General features: G+C 36.9%; 15 protein-coding genes and 1 pseudogene. 1 reads left to right on the forward strand and 15 read right to left on the reverse strand.

All coding sequences use genetic code 11. The features are described 5' to 3' along the window. Nucleotides 1–235, reverse strand: a pseudogene (locus tag ACEN31_RS08580) (ISL3 family transposase); the annotation flags it as partial. A 208-nt stretch (nt 236–443) separates the two neighbouring features. On the opposite strand from ACEN31_RS08580, the gene ACEN31_RS08585 reads away from it, so the two are divergent. Beyond that, nucleotides 444–1,289 carry a hypothetical protein gene (locus ACEN31_RS08585; protein WP_407109185.1) on the forward strand — a complete coding sequence of 282 codons (846 nt, stop codon included), beginning with the start codon at nt 444–446 and terminating at the stop codon, nt 1,287–1,289. 58 nt (nt 1,290–1,347) lie between these two features. Here ACEN31_RS08585 and ACEN31_RS08590 read toward each other — a convergent pair whose 3' ends face one another. From ACEN31_RS08590 to ACEN31_RS08655, 14 genes are all read right to left on the reverse strand, one after another. Then, nucleotides 1,348–2,355, reverse strand: coding sequence for a lipoate--protein ligase (locus ACEN31_RS08590; protein ID WP_407094041.1), 1,008 nt, complete (start codon nt 2,353–2,355; stop codon nt 1,348–1,350). Between the two features lie 18 nt (nt 2,356–2,373). Continuing rightward, nucleotides 2,374–3,456 (reverse strand): M42 family metallopeptidase, encoded by a 1,083-nt coding sequence (locus ACEN31_RS08595; RefSeq protein ID WP_138404695.1) that lies wholly within the window; start codon nt 3,454–3,456, stop codon nt 2,374–2,376. Between the two features lie 106 nt (nt 3,457–3,562). Then, complete coding sequence (locus ACEN31_RS08600; RefSeq protein WP_407109186.1) at nt 3,563–4,546, reverse strand: NAD(P)H-quinone oxidoreductase; 984 nt, start codon at nt 4,544–4,546, stop codon at nt 3,563–3,565. A gap of 139 nt (nt 4,547–4,685) precedes the next feature. After that, complete coding sequence (gene nox / locus ACEN31_RS08605) at nt 4,686–6,017, reverse strand: H2O-forming NADH oxidase (RefSeq protein ID WP_407094044.1); 1,332 nt, start codon at nt 6,015–6,017, stop codon at nt 4,686–4,688. A 515-nt stretch (nt 6,018–6,532) separates the two neighbouring features. Further along, the gene (locus ACEN31_RS08610; RefSeq protein ID WP_407094541.1) at nt 6,533–7,792 is read right to left on the reverse strand and encodes an ABC transporter permease; all 1,260 of its coding nucleotides are present in this window, start codon (nt 7,790–7,792) and stop codon (nt 6,533–6,535) included. Beyond that, nucleotides 7,792–8,529: an ABC transporter ATP-binding protein gene (locus ACEN31_RS08615; RefSeq protein WP_197105233.1), complete on the reverse strand. Its 738-nt coding sequence runs from the start codon at nt 8,527–8,529 to the stop codon at nt 7,792–7,794. The genes ACEN31_RS08610 and ACEN31_RS08615 overlap by 1 nt, the downstream gene beginning before the upstream one ends. Before the next feature lie 77 nt (nt 8,530–8,606). Then, nucleotides 8,607–9,827, reverse strand: a complete 1,221-nt coding sequence (coaBC, locus tag ACEN31_RS08620; RefSeq protein WP_407109187.1) for a bifunctional phosphopantothenoylcysteine decarboxylase/phosphopantothenate--cysteine ligase CoaBC — start codon at nt 9,825–9,827, stop codon at nt 8,607–8,609. 146 nt (nt 9,828–9,973) lie between these two features. After that, on the reverse strand, nt 9,974–11,518 hold the full coding sequence (locus ACEN31_RS08625) for an LPXTG cell wall anchor domain-containing protein (protein ID WP_407109188.1): 1,545 nt from the start codon (nt 11,516–11,518) through the stop codon (nt 9,974–9,976). 382 nt (nt 11,519–11,900) lie between these two features. Beyond that, complete coding sequence (locus ACEN31_RS08630; RefSeq protein WP_407109189.1) at nt 11,901–13,724, reverse strand: hypothetical protein; 1,824 nt, start codon at nt 13,722–13,724, stop codon at nt 11,901–11,903. A gap of 159 nt (nt 13,725–13,883) precedes the next feature. Then, nucleotides 13,884–14,513 (reverse strand): PepSY domain-containing protein, encoded by a 630-nt coding sequence (locus tag ACEN31_RS08635; RefSeq protein ID WP_407089342.1) that lies wholly within the window; start codon nt 14,511–14,513, stop codon nt 13,884–13,886. Between the two features lie 204 nt (nt 14,514–14,717). Continuing rightward, nucleotides 14,718–15,095: a hypothetical protein gene (locus tag ACEN31_RS08640; protein ID WP_407089341.1), complete on the reverse strand. Its 378-nt coding sequence runs from the start codon at nt 15,093–15,095 to the stop codon at nt 14,718–14,720. A 492-nt stretch (nt 15,096–15,587) separates the two neighbouring features. Beyond that, nucleotides 15,588–16,841 carry a hypothetical protein gene (locus ACEN31_RS08645; protein WP_407109190.1) on the reverse strand — a complete coding sequence of 418 codons (1,254 nt, stop codon included), beginning with the start codon at nt 16,839–16,841 and terminating at the stop codon, nt 15,588–15,590. A 146-nt stretch (nt 16,842–16,987) separates the two neighbouring features. Further along, nucleotides 16,988–17,968: an ABC transporter substrate-binding protein gene (locus ACEN31_RS08650; protein WP_407094532.1), complete on the reverse strand. Its 981-nt coding sequence runs from the start codon at nt 17,966–17,968 to the stop codon at nt 16,988–16,990. A gap of 835 nt (nt 17,969–18,803) precedes the next feature. Then, the gene (locus ACEN31_RS08655) at nt 18,804–19,691 is read right to left on the reverse strand and encodes an MBL fold metallo-hydrolase (protein ID WP_407094530.1); all 888 of its coding nucleotides are present in this window, start codon (nt 19,689–19,691) and stop codon (nt 18,804–18,806) included. Between the last annotated feature and the right edge of the window lie 207 nt (nt 19,692–19,898).

Consider the following 19,898-nt stretch of genomic DNA (forward strand, 5'->3'; position numbering starts at 1 on the left):
CAGGAAGTCCCGTTATGCTCGCTAAAGTCAGACGAGAGTGACGCGTCCCATTTTTAACGACTTGATAGGCATCATTGACGATACCACAACATTCACAGGCTTTAGGAACATACGTTAATGTGCCAAAATAAAACAAAGATAAGCGGCCTTTATAATGCTGTTCTTCAACACGGTCCATATCGATCGTGATATTTGGGTCTTTTAATTGAAAGGTTTTTTGGATAAAATGGTTCATGCGTAGATATTCTCCTTATGTTATTTGGTGGTACTTTTAATATAACGAATATCTGCGTCTTTTAGAAGACACAAAGATAGGGTTGATGACATTTTAATTTTTGTCATCAACCCTATTTATTGTAGAACCACAATTCCTTTATTGGAGCTAATGCTTCACTGACGTATAATAGCGTTAGTGAAGTATTTTTTATAAAGGAGCAGATTGGATGATGAAGTATTTGAAATATGTCGTAATCGTATCACTAAGTCTCACTGGCTTAAGTGGAGCTACACCTGTTTTTGCAGAAGACGTTAAGTCTTTAGCAGAAGAAGAAAATAGTGTTTTCGTTGATGCTATGCTTAACGAAGAAGTTTATTCAGTAGAGAAATTACATGAAACCTTTGGAGAGCCTAACTCAGAAGAAGAACTTGATGATTCTACTTCGCGTCAATTTTTCAATTTAGAAAGAGAAGATGAAGCGACAAGTTTAGAAGTGATCGCAGATATCTCAACTGAAGAAGACGAAGAAGTGATTAATCTGACATTTAACATCGATTTCGAAGATGTAGTATATGAAGATTCGGATGCTTTTTCCGATACCTACTCTGAATTAGTTGATTATGCTTTAGAGTTGTACAAAGAAGGAACCGTGATTGAAAGAAAACAAGTGGTTGAAACGTTGGGTGATCCAACTACAATTTCTTTGGCCGGATCTTATGAATTATTAGTATATTCAGTTGGTGATAGTGATTCAAGTACTGATTACATCGTTGTGTTATTAGATGATAAAGTTTATGCTTTAAATGAACATTCGAATGCCGATGGTAATCTTGAGAAAGACTTCGACATCACACCGTCTCAATTGAATCAACTTTCACACACGAGTGGAGTAACTTATAACGAAATGGTTGATCAAATTGGACAACCAGATAGTATCTATCATGACTTCCCTAACTCTGTTATAACTTATGTTTGGTATTCAGATACCGATGAAGATTTCTCAGAAATCAGTTATATCACAGACTTCCGTGATATTATGGTTGGTATTGGTCATCAATTACAAGGTGAATAATTAAAAATAGCCCCGCTGATTTGTTATAACGCAAATCAGCGGGGCTTTCTTTATGTTTTTATGCGAAGATTAAGTTAACAATCTCTTCTAAAGTCGTATTTCCAAAATATTTATTCACATCAACATCAGCTAAAGCTTCTGTCACTGCTTGGCGTTCATATCTTACGCCATTTAATTTCTCTTCAACATCTTTAATATTACCTAAACCAAAGAAGTCTCCATAAATACGTGCATCTTTAATGATACCTTGGCTCACATTGAAGCGAATATCAACAAAACCGAATGGGAATTTATGACTTTGTTCAACATCAAAGTCCGGTGATTTACCGTAATTCCATTCCCAGTTTCCCATACGTTCTTCACGTAGTTTATAAACGCCTTCCCAAATCTCATCTGTTAATTTTAATTCAGGGACGTCTTCACGTTTGTCTACACCGAAAATTTCTAAAAGAATTAAATCTCTAAACTCTTCTGTTGAAAGATCACGGTATTTTTCATCCACATATGGTTTGATGTTTGTGACACGTGAACGTACAGACTTAATACCTTTCGATTCGATTTTAGCTTTTCTTGGTTTTAGAACGTTATTTGTCTCGTCTAAGTCTGAATCAAATAAAATAGTTCCGTGAGCTGTCATTCGACCATCTTTAGCATACATAGCATTTCCAGAGAATTTCTTCCCATCAATGAGTAAGTCATTACGCCCTTCTAAAGCTGCTTCCGTTGCTCCCATCTTATGTAAAGCTTCGATTATCGGTTCCGTCACACTCTTGAAGTCACGGAAAGTTCCGTCATCATCTTTAATAAAGCAGAAACAAAAGTTTCCTAGATCATGATACACTGCCCCGCCACCAGACATACGACGAACGACTTGCACATTATGTTCGTCAACATATGATTGGTTAATTTCTTCCGTCGTATTTTGGTTACGTCCAACGATAATTGAAGGTTCATTAATATAGAATAGCAGAATTGGTTCGTCAACTAGACGATTTTCTACTAAATAAGTTTCTAGTGCAATATTCAGACTGGCATCATAATTATTACCATTATCCACAAAAATCATAGTTGTTATCCTCTTTCTCTAAACATTTTCTTTAATTGTCGCAACAGTTTCTGTATTTAACTCATCTAAAATTGCTGTCACTAGACGAACTGTATTCTTGAAGTCATCTTCATGAATCACTGAAGTTGTTGAATGTAAATAACGAACTGGAACGGTAATTGCGATAGATGGAATACCTGCTTGAGCTGTATGAATCGATCCAGCGTCTGTTCCTCCACCTGGAATAAATGTATATTGGAATGGAATGTCATGTTTTTCAGCAATGTTTACGACAAAGTCACGCAAACCTTTATGTGAAATCATTGATGCATCAAAGACAATGACTTGTGGCCCTTTTCCTAATTCACTATCCGCTTCTGCTTTGGTCATACCTGGCGTATCTCCTGCAGTACCCGTATCTAAAGCAATCGCAATATCAGGGTGAACTAAGTTGGCGGCAACTTTTGCACCACGTAACCCAACTTCTTCTTGTACGTTTGCACCTGAGAATAGTACAGTGTCATGTCCTTTTTCTTTTGCATATTTTAAAACTTCAACCGCAACAGCAACACCAATACGGTTATCCCATGCTTTTCCTAATAAGAAAGGTGTGTCGTTTAGACGACGAGTTTTAATTAACGGTGTAATCATATCACCAGGACGGATGCCCATTTTTTCAATGTCTTCTTTTGATTGTCCTCCAACATCGATAAAGATATCTTTCATATCAATTGGCTTTTTACGCGCTTCTGCTGTCAATACGTGAGGTGGTTTTGATCCAGTAACCCCTTCGATTTCTTTACCTTCTCTTGTTGTTATAACTACTTCTTGTGCGAGTACAACTTGACTCCACCAGCCACCAATCGTAACGAATTTGATGAATCCTTTATCAGTGATTTCACTGACCATGAAACCAACTTCGTCCATATGTGCTGCCATTAAGACTTTAGGTCCTTCTGCATCTCCGGTATGTTTACCGAAGATCCCTCCTAAACCATCTTGAACGAATTCGTCCACATAAGATTCAGTTTCTTTCTTGAAAAGTTCACGGACTTGCGTTTCATTTCCTGCAATTCCATTAACTTCTGTTAAGTTTACTAATAATTCTTTATTCAATTCCATACATTCATTTCCTTTCTGATTTTCCTTCATACTGAATATTTTAACACGTTTTCATTATAAATAGTGGTTATAACACTTAATAATTTGACGTTTTCTATATAAGTCATTACTCACTGATTTTGACGATTATTTTTCCGATATTTACGTTGTTTTCCATCATTTGATGCGCTTTTGGTAATTCTGAGAAATCTACTACTTCATGAATAATTGCTTGGATTTCCCCTGTTGCAAAATACAGCATAACGTTCTTCACGAACTCTTTCGTCAATTCTCCTTTATATGCATTACTTCTTGGCGTCAGGAGCGTTCCTTTTAGGTGAATTCGTTTTTGCATAATATCTAAAATATTAAATTGCTCTACTTCAGATCCGCCTAGTGTCCCAATCAATATCCATCTCGAATCAATTTTGGCACTTTTAAGATTTAAGTCGTAATATGATGCTCCAATAAAGTCTAAAATAACATCAACACCTTCGTCATTTGTTTCTTCAAGCACCCGTTTGGCGATATCTTCTTCTTTATAATTAATCGGAAAGTCAGTTCCTAATTCTTTCATCTTATCTAATTTCTCTTTGCGACTGGATGTTGAAAAGATTTTGGCATTGCTCAACTGCTTAGCCATTTGGATTGCGGCTGTTCCTACTCCACTAGCTCCAGCATGAATTAAAATACTTTCACCTTTTTTCAAATCACCTAACCAGTATATAGTTTGGTAAGCAGTTAAGAAAACTTCTGGTATCGCTGCGCCATCTTCGTAAGTGAGATTCTCAGGTAAAATCATCGCGAACTCCGCAGGCATGACTGCGTATTCTTGATACGATCCTTGAATCACTAAGCCTGCTACACGTGTTCCCGGTTCTAATTCAGTTCGATCAGAGCGGTTTTCAATAATTTCCCCGGCAACTTCAATTCCTAAGACTGGATACGGCGCCTCTAATTGTTTGTTCTCACGCGTCAGAATCTCAGTTCGGTTAATACCGAAAGCTTTTACTTTAATTAACACTTCACCATTTGCGGGTAGTGGAGTTGGGCGTTCTTCTTGAATTAATTTATCTACGCCACCCGGTTCAGTTATTGACCATGCTTTCATGTTATTCCTCCTAAGTGATTGACTTTTCATGGATAAGTTGTACGTCCTCTCTCCTATGATATCAAAAGTACTAAGAAGAACAAAAATCTTAGCTCAAAATAAAAAACCGCTATAAAATAGCGGTTTGAGTTTGAATATATTATTTTGCTTTTAATGCAGCCATTGTGATGTAGTTGTAAGGTTGGTTGAAGTGAGGTAAGAAGAAAATATCTGTTAACTTCAACGTATCTATCGTTACTTTTTGTTGAATGGCTAATGAGAACATATGAATAGTTGCTGACATGTCATAATGTGAAGCAATTTGAGCTCCCACAATACGGCGAGTTCCTTTTTCAAAGACGATACGGATCTTAACTGTTTCATTATCGCTCATGTAAGGTGATTTTTGAACATCTTCATGCTCAACATAATCCACATCAATACCAAAACGTTGACAAGCTTTTACTGAGTATCCCGTTGATACTAAGTTTAAACCAAAGATTGAAATACCGTTTGATCCTTGAACACCCACGTGTTCTAAGTCAGTTCCAGCAACGTTATGTCCTCCAACGATTCCTGAACGAACAGCGTTACTTGCTAATGCGATGTAAGCTGTATCTTGTAATGCATTAGAGTAAACTGTCGCACAGTCACCAATTGCATAAACATCTGGATCACTTGTTTGTTGGTGACGGTCTACTAAGTAAGCTCCATTCGCAAATAATTCTAAATGGTCTTGACCTAAGTCATTGTTTGGACGGAAACCAATCGCGTTAACTACTAAATCAACGTCATAGTGACCTTTATTTGTTTTAATTGCTTTAACACGACCTTCTTCACCTTCATAAGCTTCAGCTAATTCACCAAAGTGTAAGTCTAAGCCGTTGTCAGCTAAGTTTTTATCCATTAATTGAGCAAACTCTTCATCATAATAGTTTGATAATGATGTAGACATTGCATCGAATAATAATACTTGTTTACCGCGACGTTGAATTGCTTCTGCAATCTCAACACCAATATAACCAGCGCCGATTACAGCAACTTTTTCAATTTTATCACTGTTTAACTCTTCATCAACCGCTTGTCCTTCTTGGAATAATTTCAAGAAGTGGATTCCGTCTAAGTCTTTACCTGGCACATTTGGTTCAATTGGTTTAGAACCAGTTGCTAAGATTAATTTATCATATGATTCTTCTACGGCTTCGCCATCTTTTCTTATAGCATGAACAACTTTATTATCATAATCAACACGATCAACTGTTGTTTCCATTAAGATGCGTGCACCTTTATCTTCAAAATCTCCACTCTCTGTATAGAATAAATCATTACGATTTTCTACTTCGCGAGCAACCCATAAAGCAGTACCTGCTCCAACATAACTAATGTTATCATTTTTCTCAATTAATACTACTTCATGACCTTCGTACTCATCAAGTAAAACATTCGCTGCAGCAATCCCCGCATGGTTAGCACCAATAATTACAACTTTCATCAATTATTTCCCCCTAATATACCTTTTTAAATCCAATAAGTACATCATATCACAAAGTAATTTAAAATTTAAGTTAAAATTTTATGAGTAACTTTGTGAAAACAGCTAGATTATTGGCATAACAGAGTTTCCATCCTATTCAATATCCTTATAATAATTGCTTATAAGCTTGTGAAAATTGAATTTAAGTTATTAACCGCTGTTACAAAATCCTTTTATTCCAAAGTTATAATCTTTTAATCATTACTTGTAGGCAATTCCAGAAATTCGGGTTTGTAAAAATTTGCAAGTTAGGGAACACAATGAATAGTTTGTGAAATAGATTATTATGAAATGTTAAACTCAATAATGTAACAGAGTTGGCATTGGCTGTGAATTTTGGAATTATGGGGATTTAGGTCCTTGAGAATTTCTCAAAGATGGTTTTTCGCAATTTGGTGCCCTGAAATTTTCTCAGGGACACAATTATCATTCCAATTCAAAAAAGCGCCCAACATAGTTGAGCGCTTCCCTATTTAATCTGTCTGTTTTTTGTACCACCATGGTACATATAAGAAAATCATCAACATCGCCACTGCGATCCAAGCCATAATAATATAAGCTAACTGAAGTGTTAGTGGCTGAGTCAATACAGCAATCACTGCATACACAAGCAATTGAATAAAGGCAATGACCAAAGATGTTCCTTGAAATGCCTTAACAATAGACCCTTCTCGGTTTGGATAAATAATTTGAAAAGGTTGATTACTATATAATTTCATCAATGGAACTAGCTGGATAAACGTGAGTACATGACTCAAGATACCCATTCCTAATAACATCCAAACGTTACTTGTCATCATAATCAGTACTGAAATAAATAATGTTACGCGTAGCCAAACACCACTGTATGCATTATTTCTAAATATAGCTCTCAAGAATAAGAATGAATAGCGGTTATTATTCAAGTTCTTCATGAATGACAGTACCCCATCTAAATATGGACGGCGTTTAATCGATGGTCTCAAGTGAGGTACATCCGCAAAAATCGAAATCCACTTATATAAACTTGCCTCACGACGCGTCTCTTCTTCCACAATATGATCAAAAGCCACCCAGCGGTTACTTCTTTGAGTCATCGTCCAGGCGATATAAACAATCAAGAGTAAAAGTATCACCAAAGGTATGTATATATTAAATGTCACAGGTAAACTAAACGTTATGAATAACGCGACTGCAACTAATAAAGTGTGATGCCATCTGGATAGAGGTCGCCCAATAATCTGAGCGAAGCCTAAATTAAAAATATCTAAATACAGTAACGAAAAGCTGACTGCTTTGAAGGCAACCATATAAAGAATCAGCAACCAACTTTGGCTCAAACTCCAAACAGAAATCAAATCTAGAAACGGCATGATCATTGCTGTTCCGAGTGAAATAATAATCGCTGGTAAGACTAAAGATACTAAAGCACCTTTCAACCAATAACTATGCCACTCTTCTCCTCGAGCAAACAAATAACTTTTGTCAGGATCCTTCGTAAACCACATCGGCTGTCCAAATTGAAATATCGTTGCCAACCAAATGACAACACTCAGGATAATTACCCAACGAATAACACTTAAGTCTAAAGCTTGTAATTGAATCAGTAATTCACGGTAATACAATGCACCAAAAGCTAAGATCACTAGCATAATAATTGAAAAGTGATCATTCATAATTAGCCTTGCATACTTACCAATTTCCTTTAAATAATTTGAAAAGCGCTGTTGCCATAAGCTTTTGAAGTCACCCATTAAAGCGCCTCCTCTTGCTCAGTCATCGCGATATAAATATCGTCTAACGAAGCTTCCGGCATCATAAATTGCTCTCTCAACTGCGAGACATTACCTTGACCAATTAAAACTCCTGCTCTTAACATTAAGAAGTAATCGCACAACTCATCCGCAATACTCAACACATGCGTTGTGAATAAGATAGCTGTTCCATCAGCTGCACGCTCTTTTAATAAATTAGTAAAATCACGAATCGCAATTGGATCTAAGCCTAAGAATGGTTCGTCAATAATTAAGATTTTTGCATCTGTAATTAATGCACAGACTACCATCACCTTTTGCTTCATTCCTTTTGAAAAATGCGTTGGGAACCAGTTTAGGTTCTTGTCTAGTCTAAACATCTTCAATAAAGGTTCCGCACGCTGCATGGCGACATCAACAGGAATGTTATATCCAAGGGCCGTCATTTCAATATGCTCTCTTAAAGTCAATTCCTCATATAAAATCGGTGTTTCTGGAATGTAAGCAATATTTTGTGCATAATCTTTATGGCTATCAACAATTGATTGGCCGTTAATCTTCACTGACCCTTGTTGTGGTTCTATTAAACCAAGAATGGTCTTTAATAACGTTGATTTTCCGGCACCATTTAATCCGATTAAACCAACGATTTCTCCAAATTTAATTGAAAAATTAACATCTTTCAATACAGGCACTTGTCTGTACCCACTAAATAAATTATCTACTTGTAGTGTCATTATACTCTCCTTTATCAAAGTAAAGTTACTTAGTCATTATATCATATCCATCCGAACTTAAGATGAACTGACAGCGACTAATTAGTTGTATGGTTTGGGTCAAGAATAATGCGCCAAATTTTTAAAGAAACATTTAACTTAGAACGCACAGAAATTTCTTCATAAGTTCCATCTGCTCCAATCACTAATACTTCATTATGCGTCGAGTTAAAACCAATGCCTTTATTTGATACATCATTAGCAATAATCCAATTCGCATTTTTCTTTCTTAATTTACCTGAGGCATACTCAAACAGATTCTCTGTTTCAGCCGCAAAGCCAATTAATACTTGATTCTTCTTCTCTTTACCAAGTGTTGCGAGGATATCTGGGTTCTCAGCTAAATCAAGTTGGAATGAATTATCATTACCTGCTTCTTTCTTAATCTTTTGATCCGCACGGTTAAGGACACGATAATCGCTTACTGCTGCAGCCATCACCACATAATTTGTATCTATAAAGTATTTATTCAACTCTTGTTGCATCTCAACAGCAGAGTCCACATAAACAACTGTAATATTATGAGGCACCTTTAAATCGCGTTTAGTTGAGATTAAAGTAACATCCGCTCCATAAAAACTAGCCGCTCTAGCCATCGCATACCCCATCTGACCAGATGAATCGTTTGAAATGTAGCGTACAGGGTCAATTCTTTCAACTGTTCCACCGGCAGTTGCCACAACTTTTTGTCCTTCAAGCCATTGTGGAGAATTATGACGCATATATTGGTACTCAACCATCTCAACAATGTCTTCTACAGACGGCATACGCCCTTTTCCACTATAACCTTCAGCTAAAAATCCTTCGTCAGGTTCCATAACGACAAAACCAAAAGACTCTAAGCGACTAATATTCGCTTGAGATGCTGGATTATCGAACATTTTAGTGTTCATTGCCGGAACGATCACACGTAAATTATTTACTGCCATTAATGTACTGGACACAGCGTCATCTGAAATACCATTAGCCATCTTTCCTATTATATTCGCTGTTGCTGGTGCAACTAAAGCAAGATCTAACCAATCAGCAATATTAATATGTTGAATCGATGCAGGATCATGTTCATCAAAAGTATCTGTTAGTACTGAATGTTTAGTTAATGTTTGTAAAGTTAGTGGTGTAATAAATTTCTGAGCACTTTCACTCATAACCACCCGAACGTTAGCTCCTTTTTTAATTAATTGGCGCGCTAACTCACCCATCTTATAACTGGCAATTCCGCCGGTAATAAATAAACCTATATTTACTTGATTTAGCATTATCACTCACTCCTTGTCATTATATTAATTGTAAATGATATTGGACGGACTGACTAGTCATATATACTCTTTTTGCTTTATTCTATAAAAATGTGCACATAAAAAAGACCAAGCCGAAGCTTGGTCTTAAAGTCTAATTATTTAAATTAGTTTTCTTTTTTGAATGAAGGTGCTACTAAACCAACACCAGCTAATACTGCTAATGCAGCTGCTCCAAAGATTGCGTATGATGAAGACTCACCAGTTTCTGGTAATTCTGCTTGTCCAGAACCGCTGTTAGATCCACCATTGTTAGATCCGTTTCCGTTGTTAGATCCACCGTTGTTGTTGTCATCTTCGTCATCTGATTCTGTTTCGTCATCTGATTCTGATTCTGATTCTGATTCTGATTCACCTGGTTCAGTTGGTTCAGTTGGGTCTACTGGGTTAGCGTCGTCATCTTCGTTTTCTCCACGTAATTCTTCAGCGTGTTTTTTAGCTTCTTCAGCTTTTTTAGCTGCTTCTTCTGCTTCAGCTTCTAACTCTTCACTTGATTTACCTGAGATTTCTTCAACTAATTTTTGTTGCTCATCAGTTAAGTTTTCTAAACTTGGGTAATCATTTGTAGCTTGTTGTCCTACAACTAATTCGTGTAAGTTAACGTCTAAGTAAGCTTTTTCAGAGAATAAGTTTTCTAATGCAGCTTGTGCTGAAGCTAAAGCGATTTGTGCTTGTCTTAAAGCTGTTTGTGCAGTTGTATTAGCAGCTTGTGCATCAGCTAGTGCAGCTTGAGTTTCTTCAACAGCTGTAGCAGCTGCAGCAGCACGTGATTGTGCGTCTAATAATGCTTGTTCTGCTTCTTCGATAGTTGCGTACTCACCGTATGCATTGTTATTAACATATTCTTGCTCTAAATCAGCTAAAGTAGTTGTTAATTTAGCATTTGCTGCTGAAACTGCGTTATCATGAGTAGTTGCTGCAGTTGAGATTGCGTTATCGCGAGTTACTACTGCTGCATCTCTTACGTTAGCAGCTTCTGTTAAAGCTGTTTCTGCATCTGCCAATTGAGCACGTAATTCTGCTTGAGTATCTTCTGGTAAAGTTGCAAAGTCTTCAGCGTTTACTAAAGCTGCTGCTTCTGCTTGAGCTGTAACAGCTGCGTCATAAGCGTTGATAGCAGCTTGAGCTGATCCTTCAGCTTCAGCTACTGCGTTAGCATAAGCATATTCAGCATTGTCAACTTCTTCGTCGTTTAATTGTTCTGCTGCTGCTACTTTACGAGTATATTCTCCGTAAGATTCAGTTAAAGCATCTACTGCTTTTTGAGCTTCAGTTACTGCTAAGTCAGCTGCTTTTTTCTCAGCGATAGCTGCATCGTTATTTGCTACTGCATCAGCGTATGCTGCTGCTGCGTCTTCAGCGTTTTTACGAGCTGTTGCTAAAGCTGCTTCTGCTGCTTCAACTTCTGCGATTTTTCCTGTTGCTGCAACGCCTGGACGAGATTCAACACCAATTTGTCCTTCTAAAGCAACAATTTTAGTTGTGATTTCGTCTAATAAACGGTAGAAGTCTGCATTAGATACGTTTACTAATGTTTGGTATTCTGTTCCGTTGTTATCTTGGTAATAAGCGTCTACTGCTGGTGCAGCTACTGTTGATAAAGTTAAAGCTGCTGCTGAAACTACTGTTAATTTTAATAATGATTTTTTCATTAAAATTTCCTCCTGTATTTTAGGTCTTTTTTGTAAGATAGTCCTAAGCGACATTACAACTGGCAAGTTAACATGCCTAATTGATAAACTTACCAAAACTGAAATTCTTTATAAGAGATAAAGAATTTCTTAAGTTCATCTTAAGGAAACTATACCAATTATTAATTTTATCGTCAATCGTTTTCAGAAGATGACATATTAATGTAACATTTCTGTCAAATTTGAGACTTAATATAAGTATTAGTAACTTTAAGACTTTGGCAATTCAATTGTAATCTGACACAGAATACGTACGTGCATTTCTTATGTCTTGTATACATTATAACTTACTCCTTAAGAAAATCAACAACTATTTAAGAAATTCTTAAACTTTCTAAATAATTTACTCTTGATCGTAGTAGTATAACTCTACTTCATTAGTTGATCCATCTTCAAAAGCTTCGATACTACGCATTTCTGGATCTTCAAAACTTGTCCAAACATATCTTATTTGATAGCTACCTGTGAATAGATGTTCCACAAGATCAGCTTTTTCTAAATGACTTTCTAAATTACTAATAGATAATTCTTCTCTAGCAACATCAAATAGTTCATCTATTGTAATCGGGAATGCTTCATCTAATTTAGGCGTTCTGTTTTCAAAACGCATAGTTGATACTTGTTCTGTTTCAGTATCTACTTCTAATTCTAGTAAAGTAACTCTTTCTTCTTCAATTGCATAATAATAGTAGAAATTATACGTACCAGCTTCTAGTAGCCGACTTGGTTCACCTAATAGTTCAGTTAATTGATTTGGATCGTAATTTAATTTACCTTCTTCTACCATAGATACTAGCTCTTCATATCCAGATACAATCATATCAGCTTCAATTAATGTGTTAGGATCATATGTTTCTGGTGCAAATCTTGAAACGAATGGACTGCTTGCTAGTTCATCTTCAACTTCAACTTCATCCTCAGTTGTCTGTGTTTCTTCACCTTCTATAGTAGATTCAGATTCTTCTGCAACTTCGGGTTCTGACTCTAAACCTTCTATATAATCTAATACTTCAAATTGTAGCTGATCGATTAACAATCCTTCAGTACGTTCAGTAGTATTATGTTGTAATACAAATCGGCTATCAACAGTAACTAACTCATCTGAGCCTTCTATTTCACTAGGTGTTGAAAAGGTAGTATATGTTACATCATTTGAAAGAATTTGATAGAATCCATTGACAAAAAAGTCTTTTGCGTATAGATCTTCTCTACTCTTATTAACCAACCCTTGAAAAACTTCTGATGTTACAACTGGAATATCACTTTCGTAAGCAGTTGATTGGAACATTCCAGCGCCTACTAAGTTACCATCTTCATCACCATATAAGATGATGTTTACCGGTGTCGTTTCTTCTTCTGATTCTGCTGTTTCATCCACATAACTTAAAACCACTATGATTTGTCCATTTACGTTTTCAGTTCTTATTGGCACAGCATTACCAGAGAAGTTTGCTGTAATATCATGTAATGAGCTTCCAACAGCTCCATCTTTATTAATATCAGTTAAATCATATTCGTTGATAAGTGCTTGATAGTCCTCCCATGCTAATACAAAATTAGGATCTTCAAGAGACGATGATAAAAGTGCCGTTAAATTTTCTAAGTTTGCTGCAACATCATACTGGCTTGCTAAACTATTTTCAGTTGGTTCAGCAGATTCATCTGCAGTCACTGAAGGCACTTCAGTTCTTGATTCAGTTCTTGGCGGAATGTATGGATTTGTCGGATAAGTAGGTGTAGGCGTTGGAGTTTCTTCTGAACCATCCCCGTCTGTTCCCTCTTCATTTTCTTCACCAGTACCGTCTCCATCCTCTTCTTTAGGGTTCTCTTCGGGGTCTGGCTCTGAGTCCGGGTCTGGCTCTGAGTCCGGATCCGGATCCGGCTCTGGATCTGGTTTTGGATCCGGATCCGGCTCTGGATCTGGATCTGGATCCGGCTCTGGATCTGGATCCGGCTCTGGATCTGGATCTGGATCTGGATCCGGCTCTGGCTCTGGATCCGGCTCTGGATCCGGCTCTGGATCCGGAACAGGTGTTTCCTCAGCCGCAGGGTCCGATACAACAGGTAGCCCTCCATCTTCTTCAGCTTGCACAACTGTTGCCATCGATCCAACAATTAAATTCGCACTTAGTAAACTTACGACAAGGGTCTTTAAAGATTTCTTCATCTATGTCACTCCTTCATATTGTATGTAACAATTATATCATCATTCTTAAGTTAATGTAGTCAAAGCAGAAGTTTCTTATAAATATTTCTATATATTTATATTTAAAGTTGTACACAGCAAAAAAAGGAGGCTTTTTCAAGCCTCCTTAAATAAATTTGATTAGTCATCGAATTCAACGTTTAGGATGTCTCCTGTTTCTGCATCGATTTCAATGTGTAATTTGTTATCATCATCGTCTCGATCTGGATTTTCTACACCATCAATTTCAATTTCCCAACGGACTCTTCCGTCATCGCTATCTAAGTCCCAATCAGTGATTGTTCCTTCGCCAGCTTCTTCTAAAGCAATTTCAGATGCTTCATCAATGGTGATTAAGTCTTCTAAGACTAATGCTTCACCATCGTTATCATTATCGTCTTCATTATCTTCATCGCGGTCAGTAATTTCTACTGGGTCTACACTAAAGTCCACTTCGTATTCAATATTATCTTCAAATCCATGAATCGTAATTCGGTATTCTTCATTTCTTAATTCAACTTCTAACTCTTCTATTTCTGCATTAGGGTATTCTTCTTGGAATAGTGCCACTGCATCATTAAGGGCTACTTGTAAGTCACTCTCTTCAGTTTGGGCTTCATCTGTACTTTCAGTACTTTCTTCTGAGCTAACTGATTCTTCAGAAGTAGATGCTTCTTGAGAATCATCTTGGGCAGACACGTGTGGCGCAACGGCAGTTAACATTAATCCGGCCATTCCTAACAATGCGAAACTTTTCAATGATTTCTTCATTATTGTATCACTCCTAATATTTTTTTGACTACAACTCTATTATATAACATTTCATTAGCAACTCAAATAAGACGCATATTATGTGCAAATTATATATTGCCATATATATGACATTTTAAAAATATTTACGAATGTTTTTCTGTCTACAGCTACTATTTTATATAAAAAAAGCCACCGGTATGGCTACGTTTCATAATTTCTGAATTAATTCTCTTCTTCTCCTACGATTTCAGCAATTTCTGCATCTGGCATGTCTTCAAATTTACCGAATAAGACAATTAAGAATGAAACTCCGAATGCCAGGATCATTACAATGATGCTGTTAATTAAGTTTTCAAATAATCCATCTGGAGAGATAAAGGCTGGAAGTGCAGCAATTTCTGGATTTACAAAGGCATAAGAATAGAATTCAACAATACCGGCATAAAATCCTCCGGCTAAACCGCCGATAATACTTGCGATCATTACGCGTTTATAAGGAATGGCGATACCATATAAAGCCGGTTGCGAAACTCCTAAAGCAGCTGTTACAACTGCTGTCACTGAGTATTGCTTGTAACTTGAATTATTTGATTTAATCATGACTGCTAATGCTGCACCAGCTAAAGCTAAGTTTGACTTGTCGTTGGGTGTAACATGAATAAGGCCACACAGACTGCGAATACTTGGTTTGTATTAAATACTTTTGCCGCAGGATAAGCGAGTAGGACAGGCAAGAAGTAGAGCACTGCACCCTGAGATAGTTTCTAGGATAATATATTCTGCGCGACCTTCTTGAATTAATCCGTATGTATGTAACAAGATTGTGAAGTCTTATAGAATACCAGCCGCACTTAAGGCTCCTAAGTTTGGTGCGAATATATTTTTTAAGCATCTAGTACTTTATTCAAGATGGTCCCCTGTTTCTCGTCTTTCACGGTCGTCATAAATAATCCTCCATCAATGTTTTTATAGTGGGCACATTATATTGATTTCACTTTCAAAAATCTACCGTTTTTCTATAGTAAATGACACTCGCTGTAAAAAAACTCGTACTTGAATTGCCTCAAGTACGAGCTCTAAATTAAAATTCAATTATTTATCGTCCTCATATTGATTTGCGTTTACACCTTCTTCATCTGCTGGGGGATTATCGTCGTGTCGACGCATCTCTGCTTCAAATTCACCCAATGGATGACCTTCTTCTTGGTCTGCATAGCCATTTGTGTCTTCTGGGCTTAGTGTATTAAAGTTTTGAGGGCCTTTATCTTCTGCTCCATACTGTTCAGGGTTTACACCCTCTTCATCTGCTGGGGGATTATCGCCATGTCGACGCATCTCATCTTCAAATTCTCCCATTCTCGGATCATTATTCGAACGGTTTGATACCGGACGTTTGCTGTCTCCTACTCCCATGAAATCACTGCGCCTCCCTTCAGACTCTCTTTCCAGGCTTGTTTCTTCACCTTTTAAATAATCATCTTCATCATGGTAGTCTGTGGATGAAGTCGGTGTAGCTGCTTCTTGATTTTCTTGGTAGTACTGTGAATAATCGGAAGAGTCACCTATATCTCCAGCAACGCTACCTTCTTTTCTATCCGCAAGTAACTTTTCATCAGCCACTGGATCTTCTATATAAGTGACCTCGTTTGACGATCTGTTTGTTGCATCACGGTCAGTTTGCGGTTGCTTATTAAGATTTGTATAGTAGGCTTCTGCTTCTTCTGATTCTCGTGCAGTATCTCCTGCTACTTTGTTACTTTCATCGTATTGAACATTTTCGGTGACAGTATATTGACGGTCGTCTGGGTAAACTTGTGAGTCTACTTGAGTGCTATCTTTTTGATGCTCTTTAGAGTAGTCAGTTTCTGCACCCATATCACCTGCGATAACTGTTGCATTTTCTGAATCAGTTGTTTCATCTGGTGTTGGATAGTCATTCCTTTGTGTGAATGTCTCTACTTGGTTGGGATCATTTTCTTCCATAACATTTACATTCGTATCCACTGAAAGTGCTTCGCCTTCATAAGTCTTCTCTACGACGACTAATATCTTGTCGTCATCAAGTTCATTTTGATAACCTTTTAAATCAACTGGGAAATTCTCATCCTCACCGTCGTCAGATCCAAAGAAATCAGCGATTCGATTCCAAAATGATCTATGGTCATCGTCATCATCATATTCTTCTAACTCAACGACACTCGCGGATTGATTTGCTTCTTCCACAACATCATCGTCTGCATAGAGTGAGATTGCACTCACAGGTATTCCGGCATCTGTTAAATTTTGAACTGCTTTATTCGCTTCTTCGATTCTGTCATAGACTGCATATACAAATTTTTCATCCATGGTAGTTCCCCCTTAAATAGTCTCTTACTTATTATAAATATTATACCGTGGTATCGTTTTCTATACAAACAATACGACAGCAAGTCATGAAAAGTCTTATCATTTCTTGCTGTCAGAATTGTTATTATTCATTTGTCATTGCGTTTTTATTCTTTCATTAAATCATAAATTTCTTGTGGGTCAATGCCAATAGCATTTGCGTAATCTTCATTAACAACGAGTTCTAAGTAGTTAGCTAACTCTACAGGTGTTGTTGCTGGGTCAAGGTCTTCATCGATAATTCTAACTAACATCTCGGCCGTTTGAACACCAAGTTCATAGTAATCTAGTCCGTAAGTTGCTAGACCGTTTTCTAAAATCATATCATTCGATCCACCGACCATTGGAATACCCGCTTCTTTTCCGATTTCTCCGACAAGTGCCATCGATGCAGCGATATAGTTATCTGTTACTAAGTAAATTCCGTCCACTTCTTCATTAACTAAGGCGTTCATTGCTTGGCTAATATCATTTGTTGATGAGATTGTCTTAATGACTGGTTCAATGTCTTGCTCTTCTAAGATTGGTACCGCGATATCGACTTGGTATTGGGCATTAATTTCACTCGAATTATAAATTAAACCAATTTTTTCTGCTTCTGGTACTAATGGGAGTAAAATTTGATTGATTTGTTGTTCAATGGGTCCAATATTTGTTGTTCCAGTTAAATTGCGTCCTGGTTCTTCTAAGGAATCCACCACGCCGGCTCCAATTGGATCCGCTACAGATGAGAATAAAATGACCTTATCTTGAGTTGTATTTGCTAAAGCTTGTGCAGATGGTGTCGCAATAGCGAATAAATAGTCACTTTCTGCTTCAATACTGCTTGCGAGTGATGGAAGTTGGCTAACTTCTGCTGCAGCGTTCACATAATTGACCGTCAAGTTTTCTCCTTCAACATAACCTAATTCTGCTAAGCCTTCAATGAAGCCTCGGTAGTTTTCATCCAATGATCCGTGGACATTGAATTGTAATATCCCGACGCTAATGGGTTCTCGGTCTTGTGCGCTGACTGTTGTTGATGAGCCGTATAGGATACTCATTAATGCTAAGCTGACAACTAATAATAGGTTAATAATTTTTTTCATGTTAATTTCTCCTTTTTGATTTGACTAAAAGCGACAAAAAAACCTAGCGAGAAATATAATCTCGCTAGGCAGGAAGAAATTAAATAGGTCCCTCAATGAAGAACGCATCTTATCTCACACTCGCAAAGATTATAATCTCTAGAATAATCTATGCGGGCTCCACACTTTTTTAGCACCTCATAGATACAAACAAACGCTTGTACGTGTTTGTATCCAATTAGGCAAGATACAAACACTATCTAAAGTTGCTAAAAAAGAAACGGTTATGTTGTGAAATAAGTTTTGAATTCATCTTTAGTCCTCCATTGATTTGTTAATTAGAATTATACAGCTTACATTAGAGTTTGTCAATCCATTTTAATCATTTTATCATTTTCATCATATTAAGTTACGCCTAATAGCGAGATACTGCTTTTTTAAGCATCTGGATCACCTTAACCTTTCTTTATAGTGTCGGTCAAAAACAATCCTTTTCACTCCCTTCAGCATGCCGTATTCAATAAGCAACACCAACCACGACCTCTTTCTAAGCCCTTGAGACACATAAAAAGCCCCTACGCACTACGTGCATAGAGACTCGTTTGGAATGTATGAATAAGTTTAGAAAGATCACAAATACTCTCAGTTCTAACTTTTCGCACTGAGGTTTTTCTTGTGTGTAATTGTGAAGTTAAATGAAGCGATAATGAATGAGTCACAAAATTCTTATGATTAGTCTTTATTAGTTTTAAAGTCATCATGAAAATCATACCCACTCTCATTGTTTGCTCATCTTTCCTTCATAAATCTATTGTATTACAACGACCTATGCTTGTAAAATAAAACACACCCTATTTTAAGTTAATTTCCCAATATTTTCCGGCCATTCAATGATTGGATTTTTCTCTCTTTCTAGGTAATCAATGACTGTTTTGCCATCTCGATCAAATTGCAGCATGCAATAATACGCATCATGATAGAAGATTAGTTTATAGCCATTCTCAAAGGCTTCGGGTAACCACTTTTGCTTTGCAGCGATAGTGTCCATAGGATAGTCATCGTAACTACTTACCCATGCTGGATTCATTGACGCTACAGTAAGGAGTAAATCTGACAGATGTAGTAGAACTTCGTCTTCTTGAGTCAATTTAACTATTGCTAAGCCATTTGAATGTCCACCTGTATGAAACATTTCTATACCTGGAATGATTTCAATCCTATCTTTGAACACTTTGACTTGTTCTTGAATGGGTTCCCAGTTTTCTTTGAGGTAGGTTCCTTTAGTACGAACGTTGGGATTTTGTACTTCTTTCCATTCGATCTCTGTCATATAAATCGTAGCATTTGGGAAGACTGATTCAAAACCCTCCTCAGTTGCGCGAGTTAAACCACTCGCATGGTCATTATGCATGTGTGTCATGAGGATGACGTCGATGTCTTTAGGTGTTAAATTTAGTTGAGACAAACTTTCAGTTAGTCTTGTTTCATTTTGAACACCGATATTACGCCAGTCTTTTTTATTGAACTTATTCGTTTCAAATCCAGCATCAATTAAGTAATTGGTGTTTTTAAATTGAATGAGGATAGGGTCTTCAACGGAATTCATTTGGTTATGATCATTGTTTGGATACTTTTTAGACCAGACGGCTTTAGGCACCGGTCCGAACATGTTCCCTGCATCATTCAGTGTTGAAGTTGATTCTAACCAAGTCAGCGTCATATCATGGAATTTTAATGTATTCATATATTCACCTTTCTATGTAACTGTTTTCATAATCATTGTAGCATAAGTTCTGTGGCCTCTCCTTAATTTTTACTTATAGTCCTGAATAATTCATAGTTTTACTAATAGTCTTTCCTAACATTGATTTAATAGTCTTTAAAGTAATCTGCTTCATCACCCATTAGGTGATGAAAAAAGACCCCCTTTCTGATATGGTTAATTCACCAC

It is taken from the genome of Ruoffia sp. FAM 26255 (assembly GCF_045528525.1).
In the GTDB taxonomy this organism is placed as follows: domain Bacteria; phylum Bacillota; class Bacilli; order Lactobacillales; family Aerococcaceae; genus Ruoffia; species Ruoffia tabacinasalis.

Bases quoted from the DNA above. Each gene is read 5' to 3' on its own strand.
- ACEN31_RS08585 (WP_407109185.1), top strand. From the start codon at position 444: ATGATGAAGTATTTGAAATATGTCGTAATCGTATCACTAAGTCTCACT.
- ACEN31_RS08590 (WP_407094041.1), bottom strand. From the start codon at position 2,355: ATGATTTTTGTGGATAATGGTAATAATTATGATGCCAGTCTGAATATT.
- ACEN31_RS08595 (WP_138404695.1), bottom strand. From the start codon at position 3,456: ATGGAATTGAATAAAGAATTATTAGTAAACTTAACAGAAGTTAATGGA.
- ACEN31_RS08600 (WP_407109186.1), bottom strand. From the start codon at position 4,546: ATGAAAGCATGGTCAATAACTGAACCGGGTGGCGTAGATAAATTAATT.
- nox (WP_407094044.1), bottom strand. From the start codon at position 6,017: ATGAAAGTTGTAATTATTGGTGCTAACCATGCGGGGATTGCTGCAGCG.
- ACEN31_RS08610 (WP_407094541.1), bottom strand. From the start codon at position 7,792: ATGGGTGACTTCAAAAGCTTATGGCAACAGCGCTTTTCAAATTATTTA.
- ACEN31_RS08615 (WP_197105233.1), bottom strand. From the start codon at position 8,529: ATGACACTACAAGTAGATAATTTATTTAGTGGGTACAGACAAGTGCCT.
- coaBC (WP_407109187.1), bottom strand. From the start codon at position 9,827: ATGCTAAATCAAGTAAATATAGGTTTATTTATTACCGGCGGAATTGCC.
- ACEN31_RS08625 (WP_407109188.1), bottom strand. From the start codon at position 11,518: ATGAAAAAATCATTATTAAAATTAACAGTAGTTTCAGCAGCAGCTTTA.
- ACEN31_RS08630 (WP_407109189.1), bottom strand. From the start codon at position 13,724: ATGAAGAAATCTTTAAAGACCCTTGTCGTAAGTTTACTAAGTGCGAAT.
- ACEN31_RS08635 (WP_407089342.1), bottom strand. From the start codon at position 14,513: ATGAAGAAATCATTGAAAAGTTTCGCATTGTTAGGAATGGCCGGATTA.
- ACEN31_RS08640 (WP_407089341.1), bottom strand. From the start codon at position 15,095: ATGATTAAATCAAATAATTCAAGTTACAAGCAATACTCAGTGACAGCA.
- ACEN31_RS08645 (WP_407109190.1), bottom strand. From the start codon at position 16,841: ATGGATGAAAAATTTGTATATGCAGTCTATGACAGAATCGAAGAAGCG.
- ACEN31_RS08650 (WP_407094532.1), bottom strand. From the start codon at position 17,968: ATGAAAAAAATTATTAACCTATTATTAGTTGTCAGCTTAGCATTAATG.
- ACEN31_RS08655 (WP_407094530.1), bottom strand. From the start codon at position 19,691: ATGAATACATTAAAATTCCATGATATGACGCTGACTTGGTTAGAATCA.